The sequence below is a fragment of the Yoonia sp. GPGPB17 genome (genome assembly GCF_037892195.1).
Taxonomy (GTDB): Bacteria; Pseudomonadota; Alphaproteobacteria; order Rhodobacterales; family Rhodobacteraceae; genus Yoonia.
Genome location: NZ_JATACI010000002.1, coordinates 966,949 through 986,096 on the forward strand (window position 1 = coordinate 966,949; position 19,148 = coordinate 986,096).

General features: G+C 56.6%; 18 protein-coding genes and 2 pseudogenes. 9 read left to right on the forward strand and 11 right to left on the reverse strand.

The genetic code is table 11. The annotated features are described in order from the left end of the window. Positions 1 to 99: 99 nt before the first annotated feature. The 3 genes from QTO30_RS05240 to dusB are packed head-to-tail and all read right to left on the reverse strand — an operon-like array spanning position 100 to position 3,547. A complete protein-coding gene (locus QTO30_RS05240; protein ID WP_340422979.1) occupies positions 100 to 1,473 on the reverse strand; it encodes a response regulator in 1,374 nt (457 codons plus the stop codon). Then, positions 1,473 to 2,549: a two-component system sensor histidine kinase NtrB gene (locus QTO30_RS05245; protein WP_340422981.1), complete on the reverse strand. Its 1,077-nt coding sequence runs from the start codon at positions 2,547 to 2,549 to the stop codon at positions 1,473 to 1,475. Before QTO30_RS05245 ends, QTO30_RS05240 begins: the two co-directional genes overlap by 1 nt. After that, the gene (dusB, locus tag QTO30_RS05250; RefSeq protein ID WP_340425873.1) at positions 2,546 to 3,547 is read right to left on the reverse strand and encodes a tRNA dihydrouridine synthase DusB; all 1,002 of its coding nucleotides are present in this window, start codon (positions 3,545 to 3,547) and stop codon (positions 2,546 to 2,548) included. The genes QTO30_RS05245 and dusB overlap by 4 nt, the downstream gene beginning before the upstream one ends. A gap of 185 nt (positions 3,548 to 3,732) precedes the next feature. Between dusB and QTO30_RS05255 the strand changes: the two genes are divergently transcribed. From QTO30_RS05255 to QTO30_RS05270, 4 genes are all read left to right on the forward strand, one after another. Beyond that, entirely contained in the window at positions 3,733 to 4,866 is a 1,134-nt protein-coding gene (locus QTO30_RS05255) for a bifunctional 2-C-methyl-D-erythritol 4-phosphate cytidylyltransferase/2-C-methyl-D-erythritol 2,4-cyclodiphosphate synthase (protein ID WP_340422983.1), read from the forward strand. Next, the gene (locus tag QTO30_RS05260) at positions 4,863 to 5,369 is read left to right on the forward strand and encodes a phosphatidylglycerophosphatase A family protein (RefSeq protein ID WP_340422985.1); all 507 of its coding nucleotides are present in this window, start codon (positions 4,863 to 4,865) and stop codon (positions 5,367 to 5,369) included. Before QTO30_RS05255 ends, QTO30_RS05260 begins: the two co-directional genes overlap by 4 nt. Next, entirely contained in the window at positions 5,366 to 5,851 is a 486-nt protein-coding gene (locus tag QTO30_RS05265; RefSeq protein WP_340422987.1) for a CinA family protein, read from the forward strand. The genes QTO30_RS05260 and QTO30_RS05265 overlap by 4 nt, the downstream gene beginning before the upstream one ends. Positions 5,852 to 6,000: 149 nt before the next feature. Further along, positions 6,001 to 7,182 carry an ammonium transporter gene (locus tag QTO30_RS05270; protein WP_340422989.1) on the forward strand — a complete coding sequence of 394 codons (1,182 nt, stop codon included), beginning with the start codon at positions 6,001 to 6,003 and terminating at the stop codon, positions 7,180 to 7,182. 50 nt (positions 7,183 to 7,232) lie between these two features. On the opposite strand, the gene QTO30_RS05275 is transcribed toward QTO30_RS05270, so the two are convergent. Then, positions 7,233 to 7,676 carry a type II toxin-antitoxin system RatA family toxin gene (locus QTO30_RS05275; RefSeq protein WP_340422991.1) on the reverse strand — a complete coding sequence of 148 codons (444 nt, stop codon included), beginning with the start codon at positions 7,674 to 7,676 and terminating at the stop codon, positions 7,233 to 7,235. Between the two features lie 84 nt (positions 7,677 to 7,760). On the opposite strand from QTO30_RS05275, the gene hpt reads away from it, so the two are divergent. Beyond that, the gene (gene hpt, locus QTO30_RS05280; protein ID WP_340422993.1) at positions 7,761 to 8,306 is read left to right on the forward strand and encodes a hypoxanthine phosphoribosyltransferase; all 546 of its coding nucleotides are present in this window, start codon (positions 7,761 to 7,763) and stop codon (positions 8,304 to 8,306) included. Between the two features lie 194 nt (positions 8,307 to 8,500). Here the strand turns inward: hpt and QTO30_RS05285 are convergent, their stop codons facing one another. The 3 genes and pseudogenes from QTO30_RS05285 to QTO30_RS05295 form a co-directional block, all read right to left on the reverse strand. Further along, a complete protein-coding gene (locus tag QTO30_RS05285) occupies positions 8,501 to 9,202 on the reverse strand; it encodes a hypothetical protein (protein ID WP_340422994.1) in 702 nt (233 codons plus the stop codon). A 184-nt stretch (positions 9,203 to 9,386) separates the two neighbouring features. Beyond that, positions 9,387 to 10,347: pseudogene (lipA, locus tag QTO30_RS05290) on the reverse strand (lipoyl synthase). Between the two features lie 157 nt (positions 10,348 to 10,504). Continuing rightward, entirely contained in the window at positions 10,505 to 11,575 is a 1,071-nt protein-coding gene (locus QTO30_RS05295) for a DUF6456 domain-containing protein (protein ID WP_445327132.1), read from the reverse strand. 247 nt (positions 11,576 to 11,822) lie between these two features. Between QTO30_RS05295 and QTO30_RS05300 the strand changes: the two genes are divergently transcribed. After that, complete coding sequence (locus QTO30_RS05300) at positions 11,823 to 12,119, forward strand: DUF6477 family protein (protein WP_340422996.1); 297 nt, start codon at positions 11,823 to 11,825, stop codon at positions 12,117 to 12,119. Here QTO30_RS05300 and QTO30_RS05305 read toward each other — a convergent pair. Both QTO30_RS05305 and QTO30_RS05310 read right to left on the reverse strand, forming a co-directional pair. Continuing rightward, positions 12,116 to 13,672 (reverse strand): trimethylamine methyltransferase family protein, encoded by a 1,557-nt coding sequence (locus tag QTO30_RS05305; RefSeq protein WP_340422998.1) that lies wholly within the window; start codon positions 13,670 to 13,672, stop codon positions 12,116 to 12,118. The genes QTO30_RS05300 and QTO30_RS05305 overlap by 4 nt on opposite strands. A gap of 107 nt (positions 13,673 to 13,779) precedes the next feature. After that, a complete protein-coding gene (locus tag QTO30_RS05310) occupies positions 13,780 to 14,580 on the reverse strand; it encodes a GMP synthase (protein ID WP_340423000.1) in 801 nt (266 codons plus the stop codon). Positions 14,581 to 14,682: 102 nt separating this feature from the next. On the opposite strand from QTO30_RS05310, the pseudogene guaA reads away from it, so the two are divergent. The 3 genes and pseudogenes from guaA to QTO30_RS05325 all read left to right on the forward strand — a co-directional run bounded on the left by guaA (position 14,683) and on the right by QTO30_RS05325 (position 18,012). Next, positions 14,683 to 16,241: pseudogene (guaA, locus tag QTO30_RS05315) on the forward strand (glutamine-hydrolyzing GMP synthase). A 148-nt stretch (positions 16,242 to 16,389) separates the two neighbouring features. Next, positions 16,390 to 17,100 carry a class I SAM-dependent methyltransferase gene (locus tag QTO30_RS05320; protein ID WP_340423002.1) on the forward strand — a complete coding sequence of 237 codons (711 nt, stop codon included), beginning with the start codon at positions 16,390 to 16,392 and terminating at the stop codon, positions 17,098 to 17,100. A 198-nt stretch (positions 17,101 to 17,298) separates the two neighbouring features. Beyond that, positions 17,299 to 18,012, forward strand: a complete 714-nt coding sequence (locus tag QTO30_RS05325) for an FkbM family methyltransferase (RefSeq protein WP_340423004.1) — start codon at positions 17,299 to 17,301, stop codon at positions 18,010 to 18,012. Here QTO30_RS05325 and QTO30_RS05330 read toward each other — a convergent pair. Together QTO30_RS05330 and QTO30_RS05335 are read right to left on the reverse strand one after the other, a co-directional pair. Further along, entirely contained in the window at positions 18,009 to 18,620 is a 612-nt protein-coding gene (locus QTO30_RS05330) for a hypothetical protein (protein ID WP_340423005.1), read from the reverse strand. The genes QTO30_RS05325 and QTO30_RS05330 overlap by 4 nt on opposite strands. Then, the gene (locus QTO30_RS05335; RefSeq protein WP_340423007.1) at positions 18,605 to 19,075 is read right to left on the reverse strand and encodes a hypothetical protein; all 471 of its coding nucleotides are present in this window, start codon (positions 19,073 to 19,075) and stop codon (positions 18,605 to 18,607) included. Before QTO30_RS05335 ends, QTO30_RS05330 begins: the two co-directional genes overlap by 16 nt. Between the last annotated feature and the right edge of the window lie 73 nt (positions 19,076 to 19,148).

Here is a 19,148-nt window from a genome sequence, read left to right on the forward strand (position 1 = left end):
AAAGCCCTGTTATTGAGGTGAGGTCGCCCCCACGATACCGCCAATCGCTGTGGTCTTTCTGCTACGTTGACGTCGCAGTGCCACGGTTCTGTTGCGGTTTTACATCAACTTGCGGCGCCGTGTCACGCGGATATCGAGGTCTGTAATCTTCTTGCGCAGGGTATTTCTGTTAATCCCCAGTAAATCCGCACATTTCGCCTGATTTCCACCCGTCGCATCAAGCGCAATTTCGATCAACGGGGCCTCAACCTCTTTCAGGATTCGATTGTAAAGCCCCGGCGGCGGCAAAACACCCCCATGCAAATCAAAATAGCGGCGCAGGTGCTTGCCGACGCTGGCGCTTAACTTATCGCCTTCACCGCCTGAACGCAGCGGCTCAATGGCAGGCTGGTTGCCCAGAACCATTTCAACCTCTGACCGGGTAATTTCTTCGGCCGCAGCGGTAAACACCAGACGGCGCACCGCGTTCTCTAACTGTCGGACATTGCCCGGCCAGCTGTAAGCACGCACCAGGTCAAGTGCAGCATCACCGAAGCGACGCAGAGGCGCCCCATCGCGTTCTGCACGGGCCAGAAAGTGTTCGGCCAATAGCGGGATATCATCCACACGTTCACGCAGCGATGGCACATCAACCGTGACACCGCCCAGACGATAAAACAAATCCTCACGGAACTGCCCGTCTTCCATCCGCGCCATCAGGTCCGATTGCGAGGTCGCCATGATCCGCGGGGCGTTGTCGCCCAAACTGTCCAACATCCGGACGATCCGCGCCTGCGCCGGTTCAGATAGGTCACTGACCTCATCAAACAGGATCGACCCGCCTTTCGCACGACTTAGAACAGTGGAAGGGCCGTCCATCCCCTCTAAATCCGCCGCCGAAACAACTACAAACGGTAGGCTACGCCGATCCGAAAAATCATGCACCGCACGCGCAATCAGCGACTTTCCCGTCCCGCTTTCGCCGGTGATCAGCACAGGCAGTTGCGTATTCATCACCCGTGCAACAAGCCGGTAGAGGTTCTGCATCACAGGTGTGCGGCCGACCAAAGGCAGATCGCCGCCCTGCTCTGTTGCCGTGATATCAGGCGCGCGGGCGGTTGGTGCACGGCGTTTCACTTCAAGCGCACGCGCCGCCCGTTTCATCAGATCCGGCAGATCGAAGGGTTTGGGCAAGTAATCATAGGCGTCGGCCTCTGCCGCCTGAATAGCTGTCATAATCGTGTTCTGCGCCGAAATCACGATCACAGGCATGCCCGGACGCGCCTCGGCGATTTTGGGCAGCTGGTCAAGGCCATTGCCATCCGGCATGATCACATCTGAAATCACCAGATCGCCTTTGCCCTCATCAACCCAACGCATCAGTGTCACAATCGAAGACGTCGCGTGCACTTTGCAGCCTGCCCGGGTCAGGGCTTGGGTCAATACCGTGCGGATCGTACGATCGTCATCAGCAACAAGAACGGTCCCGTCCATCAGTCTTCTCCTGTCTCATAGTCTTTGGGTACAACGGGCAGCGATACGCGAAACACCGTGCGCCCCGGCACGCTGTCCACCGATATCCATCCGCCGACGTCACCGATCAATTTGGACACAAGGGCCAATCCCAGCCCGGTGCCGTTTTCTTTGCCCGAAACGAAAGGCTCAAAGATATCATCCGCAATCTCGCGCGGCAGACCGGGCCCGTCGTCAATGATCTCAACCTGCAAAGGCAGCCGCGCCTGCGTGCCATCCGAACGGTGCACGCGCAATGCGGTATCATAGAATGTGCGCAGACGGATTGACCCCGCCTCTTCGCTCGCTTCTGAGGCGTTCTTGAGCAGGTTCAGAAACACCTGCAAAAGCTGATCACCATCGGCCAGAGTTTGCGGTAGCGACGGGTCATAGTCTTCGACAAACAGCATATGCGCGCCAAAGCCAACGGCGGCAGATTGCCGTGCGCGATCCAGCACATCATGAATGTTCACCGGCTTCACCATAGGTTTACGCAGGTTGCCAAACTGCTCGACCTGTTCGAGCAGTTTCACAATGCGGCGACTTTCTTCGACAATCAGGTCCGTCATCTCCTGATCATCCGGCGTCAGCCCCATCGACAGCAATTGTGCGGCACCTGTGATGCCTGCCAGCGGATTCTTGATTTCATGGGCCAGCATCTCGGCCATCCCAATTGCTGACTTCGCCGCCTTGCCCGAGGAATGGTTTTGATTGATGCGGCTCGCAATCTCGCGCGGGCTGATCATGACGATCATCGTGTCGTCGGAGCCTTGCAACGGGGCGAATTGCAGATTGCAAAGCATCGGGGCACGCTCACCACTGCCGACATCTACATCATTGACGAACAGCGAGGTGCGGTTCTTGCGGGCGCGACTGAAAGGTGCCTCAAGCGGCGCGTCAATCATGACTTTTTGCCAAAGCTTTTCACCCACCAGCGCCTTGGCCGAGAGGTTGAGAAAGCTTTCCGCAGCGGGGTTGCTCATTGTGATCGTGTCGTCACCATCCAGCATCAAAGACGGCACCGGCAACGACGACCATAGCGCTTGCCCCAAAATCATGCGGCCACCTGTACGTCCAGGGCTTCTGGCAGGTCGCGCAAGACATCGGCAGGCGTGGCATGTGTCAGGATCGCCTTGCGCAAGGCAGGCCCTGTACCTGCATCGTCCATATACCATCCCAAGTGTTTGCGTGATACTTTGCGGCCCAGTTCGGGCCCATAGAACGACAGCATCGCCTCGTAATGGGTGCACACCATATCGATCAAGGCGCGGCCCTGCGGGATCTGTGGCATCTTTGTACCGTGCAACGCGGCCGAAACCTGCGCCAAAACCCAAGGTCGCCCCTGCGCACCGCGCCCGATCATCACACCATCGGCTCCTGATAAGTCCAATGCCTTGCGCGCGGTGCTCGCGTCTACGATGTCCCCATTCGCAATCACAGGAATGGACACGGCATCTTTGATCTTACGGATCGCCGCCCAGTCAGCCGCACCTTTGTAGAACTGACAGCGGGTACGCCCGTGTATCGTTACCAACCGCACGCCCGCATCTTCGGCACGTTTTGACACATCTGCCGCGTTCAGGCTGTCATCATCCCAACCCAGCCGCGTTTTTAGGGTGACAGGCACATCAACCGCATTGACCACCGCCTCGATCAGGCTGAGCGCGTGATCCGGCGTGCGCAGCAAAGCGGACCCCGAATAGCCGTTTGTCACCTTCTTGGCCGGGCACCCCATATTGATATCAATAATGGCCGCGCCGTTTCCTGCGGCCATCCGCGCCGCTTCGGCCATCCAGTAGGCCTCACGCCCGGCGATCTGAACGGCGGTGCCTGCCTGATCATACCCCAATTCCGCCCGCTCACGCACACCGGGTTTGGCCTGCACCATCTCCTGACTGGCCACCATTTCGCTAACCACCCAACCCGCACCAAAGGATGCAACCAGCTGACGGAACGGTAAGTCAGTAATACCAGCCAACGGTGCGAGCGCCACCGGCGGCGTCAAAGCCACGTCGTCGAGAACCAGAGATTCGGTTTGTGCCAAAGGAATAGTCATTCGCTTATCTGTTGCGCGCAGTGAGGTGTTTATCGCCATATCTTCACCGTCTCAACGAATCCAATCCGTTTTTCTCCTGTAAAAATAGCAACTGCCCAAAAATTGTGCGATCCGCTCCCCAAACTGCCGAATTGCGTCGCCGAGGTTCGCGTCCTACACCTGTCGCAACCATGAATGGAACTCAGATGAAAACAGCGGCCATCATTGTTGCAGCAGGGCGTGGCACACGGGCTTACGGCGACATCCCCAAACAATGGCAGATGCTTGATGACCGCCCTGTCGCCTCCCATGCTATGATGCGGTTTGCCGCCCACCCCGCCATTTCTCAGCTGGTGCTCGTGTTGCATCGTGATGATCTGGATACAGCACTCTGGCCACGTGAACCTGCCGCGACCGTCGCTATCGGTGGCGACACCCGGGCCGCATCGGTGCTTGCGGGTTTGCAGGTGGTCGATGCAAGTATTGATCACGTGCTAATACATGACGCTGCAAGACCGCTGGTCAGCATTGCGATGATTGATCGCATTCTTGAGGCCCTGGAAGATCACACAGGCGCAGCCCCCGCCATCGGCGTCACCGACACCCTGTGGCATGGGGCCAAAGGTGCGGTCCAAGGTGTTCAAGATCGCGAAGGATTGTATCGCGCGCAGACCCCGCAAGGGTTCCAGCTCGCGCCACTGCTTGCAGCGCATGCCGCAAGCACTGGGCAAGAAACCGACGATGTGGCCGTGGCCCGTGCGGCAGGACTGGACGTTGCCATCGTGGCGGGCGATGAAGACAACATCAAGATCACCACGTCCGCAGACTTCGCACGGGCGGCCAAACTGATGAGGCAGACCATGGATATCCGTTGCGGCAATGGCTATGACGTGCACCGATTTGGCCCCGGCGATCATGTATGGCTCTGCGGCGTACAGATCCCCCACACCCGCAGCTTGCAGGGGCATTCAGATGCGGACGTTGGCATGCATGCGGTCACCGACGCAATCTATGGTGCGGTGGGCAAAGGTGATATTGGCCAGCACTTCCCACCCACTGACCCACAGTGGAAGGGTGCAGAGAGCCACATTTTTCTCACGCATGCGGTTGCGCTCGCGCAATCCGAAGGATTCAGCATCGGCAATGTTGACTGCACGCTTGTATGTGAACACCCCAAGATTGGCCCGCACCAAGATGCGATGAAAGCGGTAATGGGTGCTTATATGGGCGTCGACAGTGATCGGGTCAGTGTCAAGGCGACGACCTCTGAAAGGCTCGGGTTTACGGGCCGCGAGGAAGGTATTGCCGCCATCGCGACAGTCACGTTGATCAAGACATGAGCAGTCTGATTGCCACCTTCTTCTACGTAGGGCACCTGCGCCCGGCCCCTGGCACATGGGGGTCGCTGGCGGCCCTGCCCGCGGCCTGGGCAATATATGTGCTTGCAGGGCCATGGGGTCTGCTGGCCGGGGTTGTCCTGTCTTATGTGCTGGGTGTCTGGGCTACAGGGGTCGAGACCAAGGGCAAAGACGACCACGACCCCTCCGAGATTGTGATTGATGAGGTCTGCGGCCAGTGGATTGCTTTGTTGCCCATTGCCTTTGGCGCGGCCAACGCCGGTGTTGCAATGACAGACCTTTGGCCCGGCTGGATCGCGGCCTTTGTGCTATTTCGGTTCTTCGATATCACGAAACTGGGACCTGTGGGATGGGCCGACCGCATGGACGGGCCAACGGGGGTGATGCTGGATGATGTCATCGCGGGCATTTTCGCGGCACTTGGCGTGCTCGGCCTTGCCTGGCTCGCACACCAAGGCTTTGTTGCGCAGGTCAATCCGGCGTGAGCGGCGCGGCCGATCTTCTAACGGCTGCAAAGGCAAAGGGCCTGATGCTCGCGACCGCCGAAAGCTGCACCGGCGGCATGCTGAGTGCCGCGATTACCGACATCCCGGGCAGCTCAGCCATTTTTGACCGCGCCTTTGTCACCTACACCAATACCGCCAAGGTACAGATGCTTGGCGTCAAAGAGACAACTTTAGCCGCCCATGGCGCGGTATCTGAACAGGTCGCCGCAGAAATGGCGGCGGGAGCCCTGCGCAACTCGGATGCCGATATCGCCGTCGCAATCACAGGCATCGCCGGACCGGGTGGGTCAGAGCATAAACCCGAAGGACGCGTATGTTTCGGACTGGCCCGCAAAACCGGCGTAACCACCGCGACAGTCGACTTCGGCGCCCTGGGCCGCGATAAGGTACGCAGCGCAGCACGAGATCACGGCATGGCGCTATTACGCGGGGCCATAGATTCAATCGAGCACGATTCTTAGCCTCATAACGTCAATTCCGCCTAATTTGCAGGCACTTTACAAATTGCCCCTGTTTTAGGCCGCATCAGAAGCTATTGCACATTTAACACGCACGGCAAATCCGCCCTAAGGCCTCCTACAAAAAAACTGGAAGACCTAAGGAGGGGACAATGAACGGAGCGGATACAGCGTGGATCATCGTGGCCACGGCGCTTGTATTATTTATGACACTGCCGGGACTGGCGCTGTTTTACGGCGGGCTGGTGCGCGCACGCAATGTGCTGAGCGTCTTTATGCACTGTTACGCCATCGCCTGTTTGATGAGCATCCTGTGGTTTGCCTTTGGTTATTCCGTTGCTTTCGGATCGGACACCAGCGGTGTCTGGGGTGGATTGGATAAGATGTTCCTGTCCGGCATCACGGCTGACACGCTGTCGGGCACCCTGCCCGAGGTCTTGTTCTTTGCCTTTCAGATGACCTTTGCGATCATCACCCCCGCCCTGATCGTCGGTGCTTACGTGGAACGGATCGGGTTTGGGTTTGTACTGCTTTTCTCATCGCTTTGGATGCTATTTTGCTACGCACCGGTGGTGCATTGGGTCTGGGGCGGTGGGATGCTGGCCGATGGCGGCATCTTTGGTGATACGGGCGTGCGTGACTTTGCGGGCGGCATCGTCGTCCATGAAACCGCCGGTATCGCAGCCCTGCTGCTGGCAATCTTTCTTGGGTCGCGGCGCGATCCGTCCAAGCCGCCACACAATCCGGGCATGGTGATGATTGGCGCAGCAATGCTCTGGGTCGGCTGGTTCGGCTTCAACGGCGGATCGCAATTGGCAGCCGACGGTGGTGCCGCCATGGCGATTACGGTCACGCATATCTCGGCCGCAGCCGCATCCCTGACTTGGGCGCTGTGGGAGCGCGTCAAGTTCGGCAAAGCATCCCTTGTAGGTATGGTGACAGGGACGATTGCAGGTCTGGCTTCGATCACCCCGGCATCCGGCTTTGTTGGCCCGGTTGAGGCGCTGGTGATCGGATCTGTCGCCGGCATCCTGTGCCAAGAAGCGGTGAACCTGATCCGGAACACCTTTAAAATTGACGATACATTGGATGTCTTTGCCGTGCACGGCGTCGGCGGCATCTTTGGCACCGTCATGATCGCAGTCTTCGGGGCAGGCGGATGGGCGGCGCAGCTTGGAGGATTGGTGATCGTCGGCGGCTATACTGTTCTCGTCACCGTCGCGCTGATCTTTATTTGCAAGGCGATCACACCGTTGCGCGTCGATGACGAGGCCGAGACCACGGGGCTTGATCTTGCTGTGCACGGCGAGCGGGCTTATGAGTTTAACAGCTAAGCAGCCCTCAACGTGATCCTGAAAGGCCCGCCCCAACTGGCGGGCCTTTGTCATTGATAAAGCGTTGCCGCGCGTCGCTCAAACGATCGGACGACACGCTGCATTGCTTCATTAAAAAATAGACCGGCTGCACCTTGTAACAAACGGTTCTTGAATTCAAAATCGACCTCAAACGATACTTCGCAGCCGCCTTGGACATCCTTGAACGTCCACTGGCTTTCCAGATACCGGATTGGGCCATCCAGGTATGCGGTATCGATCTTCATTTCATCCTGCCACAGGCGAACACGGCTACCGAATTTTTCGCGAAAAACTTTGAATGAAATGACCAGGTCGGCCAGCATTTCAGCGTGATCACCCTTGTCGGTGACGCTGCGCACGCGCGCGGCAGCGGTCCACGGCAGGAACTCGGGATAACTGGCAACGTCTGCCACAAGATCGTACATCTGTTGGGCTGTGTAGGGCAGAAACTTAGTTTCAGAATGGCTTGGCATGCGGGTCTTTCGCGGGTGACTTCGGCACAGGATGTCGTAAACTCTGCGCTGAAAATCAACCCATTTCCCGGAACTGAGTCCCCTATGCCACATCCTAACTACGTGATCGACGAAATGATCAGCGCCAAATCCATCGCCGCACGTATCGAAGAACTGGCCAAAGATATCAGAACAGAATTCAAAAATACGGATAAACTGGTTGTTGTGGGGCTGCTGCGCGGCTCATTCGTCTTCATTGCCGATCTGGTGCGTGAACTGGACCTGCCGGTTGAGGTGGATTTCCTTGAGGCATCATCCTATGGCGACGGCATGGAAAGCACCCGTGAGGTCCGCATTCTCAAGGACCTACGTGGCCAAATTGAAGGGCGTGATGTGCTAATTGTTGAAGACATCGTCGACACCGGGCACACGCTGTCACATGTGACGAAATTCCTTGGGTCCCGCAAACCGGCGAGGATGAAAACCATCGCCCTGCTCGATAAACCGGCCCGCCGCGAAGTGGATTTGAAGGCCGACTGGACGGGGTTTGAAATCCCCGATGAGTTTGTCGTCGGCTACGGCATCGACTTTGCCCAACGCAACCGAAATTTAGGTTTCATTGGTAAGGTGCGCTTTGTCGAGGACGCATGAATCCCCGCTGGCTTCTTAAAGCCAAACGCTGGGCGCAGAATCCGCCCTCACCTGCAAAGATCAAGTTCGTCGCAGGTATCTTGCTGTTTTGTTTGATCCTCTTCGCAATCGAGCGCATCTGGGGTTGGCCGGATTGGCTGACCCCAAATGACCTGCGCGGGCGCCGCTAGAGCGACCCAAGCCCCCGACAAGCATCAGCAGGCATGATAGAAGGCCAATGCGCTTTCTTTGCTTTCGTTCACAGCGAGAAGGCATGCAACCTCTGCAGCAAGACAAAGGGCTATGCAGAGCGGCACGCCCGGCCCTGTTGCCCCGCATCCAACAATGCAGGCTTTCGCCGCAACTTCGCATGCGACAGTTGCCCAAAAACAACTGGCAAAGGCCTGCAAAGCGATATTGTTGGCGGAATACCTTTCAGCCGCGATTTCAGCTTCAATAACCTTGATCAGTGCTTGCAAATTTTCGATGTAGTCGCCGGGGAATGCAATGCTGACGGGAGCAACCTCGCCCCCGCCAAGATCAACCATCATTCCGGCACCCTCATGGCTATCGTGGCAGCCACAGGCCGGTGCCGCATACCTGATGGGCAGCAGCTCTTTCCCATCCGCCTGACCATAGACAAACGAATTCAACGGAGATTTCTCACCGATAAGCACCAATGACCGGGGGCCCTCTACCGCATCACCAAAATCATAGCGCAAAGCCGCCTGACTGGCGACATTCTGGTGAGAGCGCGAAAACAAAACACCATGATTGGCGTCGGACATAGTTTCTGAACTGTTTTTTACACGATGTTTGTGGTCGACGAGCGCCTCAAACTTTAGCGTCAATGTTCCTGCAGCAAAGCTCGCTTTAAAATGCAGACCCTCTTCAACCTTTTCAACGGACACAGGCATAATAACTTCCTCCCTTGGGCCGAGGATGAAATGACTGAAGGCCGACTCCGTTTAAGAGGCCGCAGATGTCACCATCGGCCGAGCAAAATACGTGAGTGGATTGGCATGGCATAGCACAAATCGGCCATCTTACCAAATGCGCCCGCAAAGCCGCATCCGGTAAGGCTGATTGGATGAGTGGCTGTTACAGTGCGCCCAGCTTGGCCTGCCGTGCCACACGCAACTGTGCAAAATCGTCGCCCGCGTGATAGGATGAACGGGTTAGTGGCGTGGCTGAAACCATTAGGAAGCCTTTGTTGTAGGCCGCTTTTTCATACGTCGCGAATTCTTCAGGGGTCACGAAGCGATCCACCTTGTGATGCTTTGGTGTCGGCTGCAGGTACTGACCAATGGTCAGAAAATCGATATCAGCCGCGCGCATATCTTCCATCACCTGTGTGACCGACTGCTTATCCTCTCCCAGGCCCACCATAATCCCGGACTTGGTGAACATCGTCGGATCAAGCTCTTTCACACGCTGCAACAAACGCAATGAATGGAAATACCGCGCACCGGGCCGCACTTGCGGATAGAGGCCAGGGACCGTTTCAAGGTTATGGTTGAACACGTCCGGGCTTAGCTTTAACAACAACCTCTAATACTTTGGGATCACAACGAATAAAATCCGGTGTCAGGATTTCAATTGTCGTGTTAGGTGACTGACGGCGGATGGCGCGGATTGTCTGGGCAAAGTGCTCTGCACCCCCGTCTTCAATGTCATCGCGGTCCACAGATGTGATGACCACGTGATTAAGGCCCAGTTTCTTGACCGCATCGGCCACACGGCCCGGCTCAAAGACATCAAGCGCCTCGGGCGGTTTGCCGGTGGCAATGTTGCAGAAAGTGCACGCGCGGGTGCAGACCTCGCCCATGATCATCATGGTTGCATGGCCCTGGCTCCAGCATTCACCGACGTTAGGACAGCCTGCTTCTTCGCAGACCGTCACAAGCTTATTGTCGCGCATGATATCACGGGTTTTCTTATACCCATCCGACACAGGCGCCTTTACGCGGATCCAATCAGGCTTCTTAGGTTGCGGTGCATCCGGGCGGCGCTGCTTTTCAGGGTGGCGCTGCGCTGGGATTTTAAGGTCGCGTGTGGGCATATCAGGCTCCGGTCTTGTTACGACTTACCTAGCGTCGCGCCCGGGATATGTCCAATGTTCACAATGCCGCGCATGACTGGGCTGCGCCGCATGCATGGCCAAGAGAGCTACCCTATCATTGGACCATACCGTCCTTGCGTTTCTTCATAGTGACGCTTCAAACGCTGCAACGCGATCCGTAACACGATTTTGCCCGAGCGCGCGGACCACCCCATTTTTTTTCGGTCTGTTCCAGCCCTTCCAGAAAACAACAGCAGCGCAGCACAACATCGCCCAACCCCGGGCCAAGCTCTGCCAAGGCATCTTTGATCCGACCATGCGCCGCGACAGCACCTTTAGGGCCTTCAATAACTTCAGCCGGGGTTTCACCATTCATGAAGCCCTCCCAGCTCTCATTGCCACCCATACCGACTTCGACCAGTTCATAATCTTCACGCAGCCGCTCTCCGACGGCGACCAGTTCACGCGCCAAAAAAGGTTTGCCATCACGATCCTTGCGGCGGGACAATCCAACCAATGGGCTTTCGTTTGGATATCCACGATAAGGCGGGCGGTTATTGCCTTCAATCGCAGCTATATCCCAGCCCGCATCGCCTTGTGGATCGACATTTTTTTCAGCAAAGCCACCGGCACGGTTTTCATCTTCTGCGGTCAAACGGCGCAAGGCCGCGCGCCCAGTGTTGGTGATAAAATAGCGGGCAATACGCCCCTCGGGTTCGGGACAGGAAATCCAATCCTTTAGTGCCATGGCTTGCGCAATCTCGCGCTCTACCACGGCGGTGCGTACCTGCTCTCCCTCGGGTGTGACACGCACGACAACCGCGGTTTCCATCTCGCGTGCGACAGCCAAAACAGCGCCCTGTTCACATAAGCGGCGCAAAATGCGCTTTGCCTCTTGGTCCATCCGCATCTGTGACAGGCCAACCGACTGGTGCGCATCACTCTTCAAACACTCCATTTTCATTGTCTTAACTTTCCCCTCTTTCAAAATCTCCCGCGCAGACACCTGCGCAGAGAGCGACCGCAATGCCGCATCAATAAGCGGATCATCACGGCGCCCTTCAAAACGGCGTACCTGCCGCAGAACTGTTGACGGGTGACAGTCACTGGCCCGCGCAAGCGCACGGATCGAAAGGCCAGTCTCTGTGTGAACAAGATAGTGGCGGGCTGCATCCGGAACCCAACGTGGTAAACAGGGCGAGGCAGTCTGCCCTTCTGGTGCTGTCATGGTCACTCATCCTTTTGTCGAAATGTCCGACGCAACAGACGACCGCCACACCATAGGCGCTTGGCGTAACACCACCTGTGCGTGCATGGTTACATTTCTGTTAACGGCGTAAATTGCCCGTCAACCATTCTTTCGAAAAGATAAACAAACCTAACCGATGCGTTCTCAACTCATGGCGATTACGCAACACCCGTTCAGGTTGTGTCATACTGGATGAACTGATGCACCTGTAATGGAAGAATGACACATGCTTGATCTTTACACCCGGATTGCCACGCTCACTCGCCCAACATTGCTTGCGCGCGCCGCAAGATTCGGCGTGGATGATTACCGGCGCACCATACATCTGCGCCGAATCCTGCAAACCGATACCTTACCAAGACACGGCCAAGCGCTCTTACAACTCTTGGATATAGAGGCCGAACTGGACGGTTTGCGTAAAGATGAGGCCGCCAGCTATCGCCCGGCCCATCATGTCGAGGTTCTGATCGCGATCCTGGGCGAGGCGCATCTGATGCGCGCCACCCGACCGCAGCTGGTCTAGCCGAAGGCGTCGGGCATGCTGGCTTTCTTCTCGGTCACATAGGCGCGCAGACGTGTTTCGATCTCAGGGTCCAGCTTGGGCTGTTGGTAGGTTTCCAACAGCTTTGCCACCCGTGCGGTTGCCAGCGTCTGGGTGTCGCGTGCGCCTTCTTCGTCCCAGGTCTCGAACGGTTTGTAATCAAAGAGGTCGGACCGCCAGAATGCCGTCTTGAAATTGGCCTGTGTATGTTCGCACCCAAGGTAGTGCCCACCCGGCCCCACCTCTTCAATAGCACCCATGGCTTGCCCATTCTCGGACATGTCCACGCCTTGTGCAAAATGGTGCAAGGTGCCCAGCATATCTGCGTCCATCACGAACTTCTCGAATGAGGCAACCAAGCCACCTTCAAGCCAACCGCAGCTGTGCAACATGAAGTTGACACCGGCGAGCAGGCCCATGTTGAGACTGTTCGCGGTCTCATAAGCGGCCTGCGCATCGGGCAGCTTCGATCCGCAGAACGACCCGGCTGAGCGGTAGGGCAGCCCCAAACGGCGGGCCAACTGCCCTGCCCCATAGGTGATATGCGACGCCTCGGGCGTGCCAAATGTGGGGGCGCCAGAGTTCATGTCAATGGAGGTCACAAATGTCCCCATGACAACCGGTGATCCGGGGCGGATGATCTGGCTATAGGCGACACCGGCCAGCACTTCTGCCAAGACTTGCGTCAGGGTGCCCGCCACAGACACCGGCGCCATCGCCCCACCCACAATGAACGGGCTGATGATTGAGGCCTGGTTGTTTTTTGCAAACACCTCCAACGCGCCCATCATGATGCTGTCGAATGTCAGCGGCGAGTTGATGTTGATCAGTGAGGTCATGACCGTGTGGTCTTGCACGAAGTCTTTCCCGAACAGAATCTCGCACATCTCAATACTGTCCTGTGCGCGGCTGGGTTCGGTGACAGAGCCCATGAACGGCTTATCGCTGTAAACCATATGGGTCAGCAACATATCGAGGTGACGCTTGTTCACGGCCACATCGGTCGGCTCACACACCGTGCCGCCGGAATGGTGCAGCCATTTGGACATATAGCCCAGCTTCACGAACTTTTCGAAATCTGCCATCGTCGCGTAACGACGACCACCTTCGGCATCGCGCACGAAAGGCGGGCCATAAACCGGGGCAAGTACAAGGTTCTTGCCACCCACCACGACATTGCGCTCCGGATTGCGGGCATGCTGGGTGTATTCTGACGGGGCCGTTGAACATAGTTTGCGCGCCAGTCCACGTGGGATGCGCACACGTTCCCCATCAACCTGCGCACCTGCTGCCTTCCAGCGCTCCAACGCGACGGGATTGTCAACAAAGGCCACGCCAATCTCGGCCAGTACGGTCTCGGCATTCGCTTCAATGACATCCAGTGCTTCTTCGGTCAGCACCTCGTAGTTTGGGATATTGCGCTCAATATACTTGGCCGTCTCAACGCTGACCGCCGTCCGCTCGGCGCGACGTGCCGCACCACCGCCACCGCGACCCCGACGTCCTGCTCTGGCTGGTGCTGCTGCGTCCGACATGATCCATCCCCTTTTTGGTTCGCTGACTGGTTGCCGCTTGATACAACTCCAGCCGGTGCCGCCTTACCAAAATTGCGGCCCCTGAGACGCGAAAACGACATGTGTCGTTAGTAGACCTTAAAACTGGCCACAAACGGTAGGTGATCAGACACCTCATCCTTGAACCGCTCGCGTCCCATATCCATCGTCCAGTGCATTGGGAACAAACGCAAAGACCCGCGAACATAGTCGGTGGCATAGGTACGGGACACGGCGAACCCATCCAGCAGGTTCGCGCGGCCCTTGTCCAAAATATGGCTGAAACGATCCTGCAAGTCCCAGGAGGATACAAAATCCATCAGATCATCACCGCCCAAGTGGTGGAAATTGCTGACGTCCTGCCCCGGGATCATATTGAAATCGCCCATTAACAGCAGTGTCTTGCGCTTAAAACCGGGCGTGTCGCGCAGGTTCGTTAGATAGTTACCAATCGCGATACACTGCGTATCACGCAGTTTCTGTTCGGGCTTGTCGCGCCCAGATTTCAAGTGAACACCCAGCAGATGCGCCGAAAACTTGCCCATCTTGACATCAACCGAAACAGCACGACGACCATTCGCATAGTCACCTTCGGACCCTGGCACCAAGGCGGCATTCTTTACCTCGACCCCCTTCTTGTGCAGAAAACCAATGTGCAGATTGCCCGGCTGCGGCACGATCGTCGTGTCATAATGCAGCCCATAGGTGCCAATCTCGGCCGCCAGCGCGTCAATATAGCTGACGGGGTTCACCTCGACCAATGTCACCAGCTCCGCATCGAGCAGCGCTAGCCCCTCGGCTTGTCGTTTCATCCGATCCGTGTCTATCCCGCCAAAGCCTGCAAGGTTCCAAACAGCCACGCGGGCCAAGGTATGTTCAAATATCTGCATCAAAACGCTCCAAAAATAATAAGGTCAGCGTAACACAAAAATACACCTGTGAATATCACCTCCCTCTTGCACAAATCCGGTCGTGCCATTACGCCAAGCGCCATGGATATCAGCACCCACGAACGCCTTCTTATTATTGATTTTGGCAGCCAAGTGACCCAACTGATTGCACGCCGATTGCGTGAACTCAGCGTCTATTGCGAAATTCACCCGTATCAGAACGTCACTGATGCATTTCTGGCGGAATTCGCACCGAAGGCGGTCATCCTTTCCGGCGGCCCCGACAGCGTGACGCGCGAAGGTTCCCCCGTGCGCCGCAGTCGCTTTTCGACATGGGCATTCCAGTGCTTGGCATCTGCTACGGCCAGCAAACCATGATGGAACAGCTGGGCGGGAAAGTGATCAGCGGGCATGGCACAGCCGAGTTTGGGCGCGCCTATGTGACACCCGAAGGCAAACTGTCCTTGCTGGACGGTTGGTTCGCCGCCGACAAAGAGCAAGTTTGGATGAGCCATGGCGACCATGTCTCTGAAATCGCTCCGGGATTTACCGTTTACGGCACGTCTCCGAATGCGCCATATGCCATCACAGGGGACGTCGCCCGCAACTTCTATGCCGTGCAATTCCACCCCGAGGTGCACCACACGCCAAATGGGGCCAAGCTCTATGAAAACTTCGTGCGCCTCGCTGGGTTTACCGGTGACTGGACCATGGGCGCCTACCGCGAACAGGCGATTGAGGCGATTAAGGAACAAGTCGGTGATGCGCATGTGATCTGCGCGCTTTCAGGCGGTGTGGATTCTTCGGTGGCCGCGGCCCTGCTGCACGAAGCCATTGGCGATCAACTGACCTGTGTTTTCGTTGACCATGGCCTGTTGCGCCTGAACGAAGCCGAAGAAGTCGTGGGCATGTTCCGCGACCACATGAACCTGAAGGTGATCCACGCCGACGAAAGCAACCTGTTTCTTGGAGAACTGGAAGGCCAGTCCGACCCGGAAACGAAACGCAAGATCATCGGCAAACTGTTCATCGACGTGTTCCAGAAGTACGCCAATGAAATCGACGGCGCAGAGTACCTCGCGCAGGGCACGCTCTATCCCGATGTCATTGAAAGCGTGAGCTTTTCAGGTGGTCCATCTGTTACCATCAAATCGCACCACAACGTCGGCGGCCTGCCTGAAAAGATGGGCCTCAAACTGGTCGAACCGCTGCGTGAGTTGTTCAAGGACGAAGTGCGCGCGCTTGGTGTCGAACTCGGTCTGCCCAAGTCTTTCATCGGGCGTCACCCCTTCCCCGGCCCCGGTCTGGCGATCCGCTGCCCCGGCGAAATCACCCGCGAAAAACTGGAAATCCTGCGCAAGGCAGACGCGGTCTACATCGATCAGATTCGCAAGCACGGACTCTATGATGAGATCTGGCAGGCCTTCTGTGCCATCCTCCCCGTGCGCACGGTTGGCGTAATGGGCGATGGACGCACCTATGATTTTGCCTGCGCGCTGCGCGCTGTCACTTCGGTCGACGGGATGACGGCCGATTACTACCCCTTCAGCCATGAGTTTCTTGGTGAGACCGCGACGCGGATCATCAACGAAGTGCAGGGGATCAATCGCGTGACTTACGATATCACCAGCAAACCACCCGGCACGATTGAGTGGGAATGAGGCTGCAAAGTTCATTCCATGAAGGTAAGGCTCTTTTAACCTTCATCGTATGATACGAGTCTGGTACGTCATGCCCACAACTCAGCGGTTCCATAGACACGACGGCACTCGCGCCTCCTGATGCATTGAACGAAAGCAGACCCCCATCATGGACCGAGACCAGAAACTGGCGTTGATACGAAGGCTGTTCTATCGCCGCGCGGTGCCCGACCTGTGGTTCGCAGAACTGCAACGACACATCACCAGCGGATCAGTCGTGCTGGAAATCGGTTCTGGTTCGGGGAAAGGCAAACAGAACTTCCTTTATCCGGACGTCAAGAAGATTGTGGGTATTGATCTGGACGAACGTGTTCTTGCTAACCCAAATCTGGATGAGGCACACCACATAAGCGCTTATGACATTGCTGACGTGGTGGGGGCACAACGATTTGATGTGATCTATTCTCAAATGGTTGCCGAACATATCGACGACGGCAGACGCTTTATCGCGGAACAGCTGAAGGCATTGGATGACAACGGCGTTCTTATTCATTCAACGGTCTCAAAGTACTATTGGACAAGTCTGATCAACGACTTTGTGCCGGAGGCGGTCAAGTTCTGGCTGATCAGGACCCTTGGCAGTGGACGCACTGAGGCTGATGTTTTTCCGACCCACTATCAGTTGAATTCGGCCAGACAGATCAAGGAAATTTGCGAAGATCTGGATGTGGATTTCTCCATCGTACGGCAGGATGAACCACCAGGATATCTACGCAGAAGTCTTATTCTGATGGTGATCTACACCGCCATTCACAAACCGCTCCAGCTGATCTTTCCGGCCTTGCGCCCGAGCTTGATATTTATCGTCTCGGGAAAGTGACACACCGGACATTCCCTTTGTCTCGCTTAACGACCTATTAAGAATTCTAAACGAAAATTGCATAAACCCAGTTGATGAGTAGACATCGTGCAACCGACTTTAACCAAGACGACCGCCCGCCCTTTTCGAGAAGGGCTCGCCGCAAGTAAGCTTTTGCGGTCTATCGCGCTGCCTATGTTGCGCCGGGTTGATCGGCCCATGAAAATCACCAACCCCTTCTCTGGCCTGCCCTTTCACCTGCTCAGTTATACGCATAAGGGCTATTGGTTCTACGGCAAACACCGCGAGACGGCCACGATGCAGCGGCTTGCCCGACTGACGGGCCGTGGCGACACTGTGTTCGAAGTGGGCGGACATATCGGATATCTGGCACAGTTTTTCGCCAAAAAGGTTGGCCATACCGGACAAATCCATGTGTTCGAGCCGGGTCAGGAAAACCAGCACTTTCTGCGCAAGAACATCGCGCGGTGCATGCAATGCGTGCATATCAACGCCGCAGTCAGCGATCACACCGGCAAGGCAACCTTCTATGAGGAGAATCTGGGCGGCTTTATGAACTCACTGGACGCAAACTTCGCCGCATCAAGCGATATTGCCAGCGCACAACGCAACAGACTGCAGGTGCGAGCGCGCAAGGTGAACACCGTGACACTCGATTCCTATGCGACCGCACATAACGTCTGGCCTACTGTCTTGAAAATTGATGCCGAAGGGGCGGAACTGGCGGTTTTGCGCGGTGCTGCGCAGGTATTGGAGCATGCACGCAGCGTTATGATCGAAGTGTCGCGCCATCAGCGCCAAGTCTTTGAAATACTGGACGATCATGAGTTCACCCTGAGCCAGCCGGACGGAACCTTGATCACAGATCCGATGCAAATGGACGGCAACGTTTTTGCGACGCGCGTGGCCTAAGGGTTCAAGGCCTGTAGTAAGAGGTCAGAGGTAAACTCACCCGGAGCACAGGCGGCTAAATCCCCCAGCTGACCGATGGCAAACCACTCTGCACGCGGGGCCAGCCCTATCGAAACCTCCGGCCCGATATGCAAAGGGTCCCGGCCCCAATGGCTGCCGGTGAAGGGTTCATCCGCAAACAAAGAGGTAAGGTCTGTCGGCGCAAACTCCGCACGTGCCACAATGAAACCTGCAATGCACTCAGCCTGCCGTGTCACAAGGCCACGCAACATCGCCTCTTCTGACCGCCGCTGCCTGATCTCGGCAAGCGCAAAATCCGCCACACCGTGCCGGACTTGTACCGCATGACCAAAGGCATGGGCTAGCATGTAGGGTGTTTGCGGGTCGTCTTGCGCTGAACGCCTCAGGAAGATCTGATTGCGGGTCGTGCAGTAGGCGACGGTTTGATTTACCGTTTCATCCGCCCCGCAGTGCCCGGCAATCTGATCAACGCGGCGTACATCGGGCAGGCGATCAAAGGCCAAATGGGCGGCCTGCGTAACCTGACTAACGGGATCAGCACCGGCAGATTGCGCAGCAAGTACCACGATCATCAGCCATCGCAGCATGGTACACCCCATTCTAGTTGCCCACAGACAAACATATCAGGGCGGGGGTTGCAAAACCGCATCTCTGGATGACAATTGCGCCCGTGAACACCGTTGTTACCGCCACCTGGACGATTGGCGCCATGACCTCTTCCACACAGATGGCCGTCGCTAGCCGAACCGTCAGCACAGAGTTGGATACAATTGAAATCATGCTCTTTCGGAGCCTGACTTGCATCGCCATTGTTATCGGCATCTATCGCATCACTTGCGAGAAAAATCTGATTGCGCGTGGTGCAATAAGCCACAGTCTGATTGACCGTCTCATCCGCCCCACAGTGCCCGGCAATCTGATCAACGCGGCGTACATCCGGCAGGCGATCAAAGGCCAAATGGGTGGCTTGCGTGAATTGACTAACGGAATCAGCACCGGCAGATTGCGCAGCAAGTATCGCGATCATCAGCCATCGCAGCATGATACACCTCATTCTAGTTGCTCGCAGCAAAACACATCCAGGTGGGGGTTGCAAAACCGCATTTCAAGGTGAC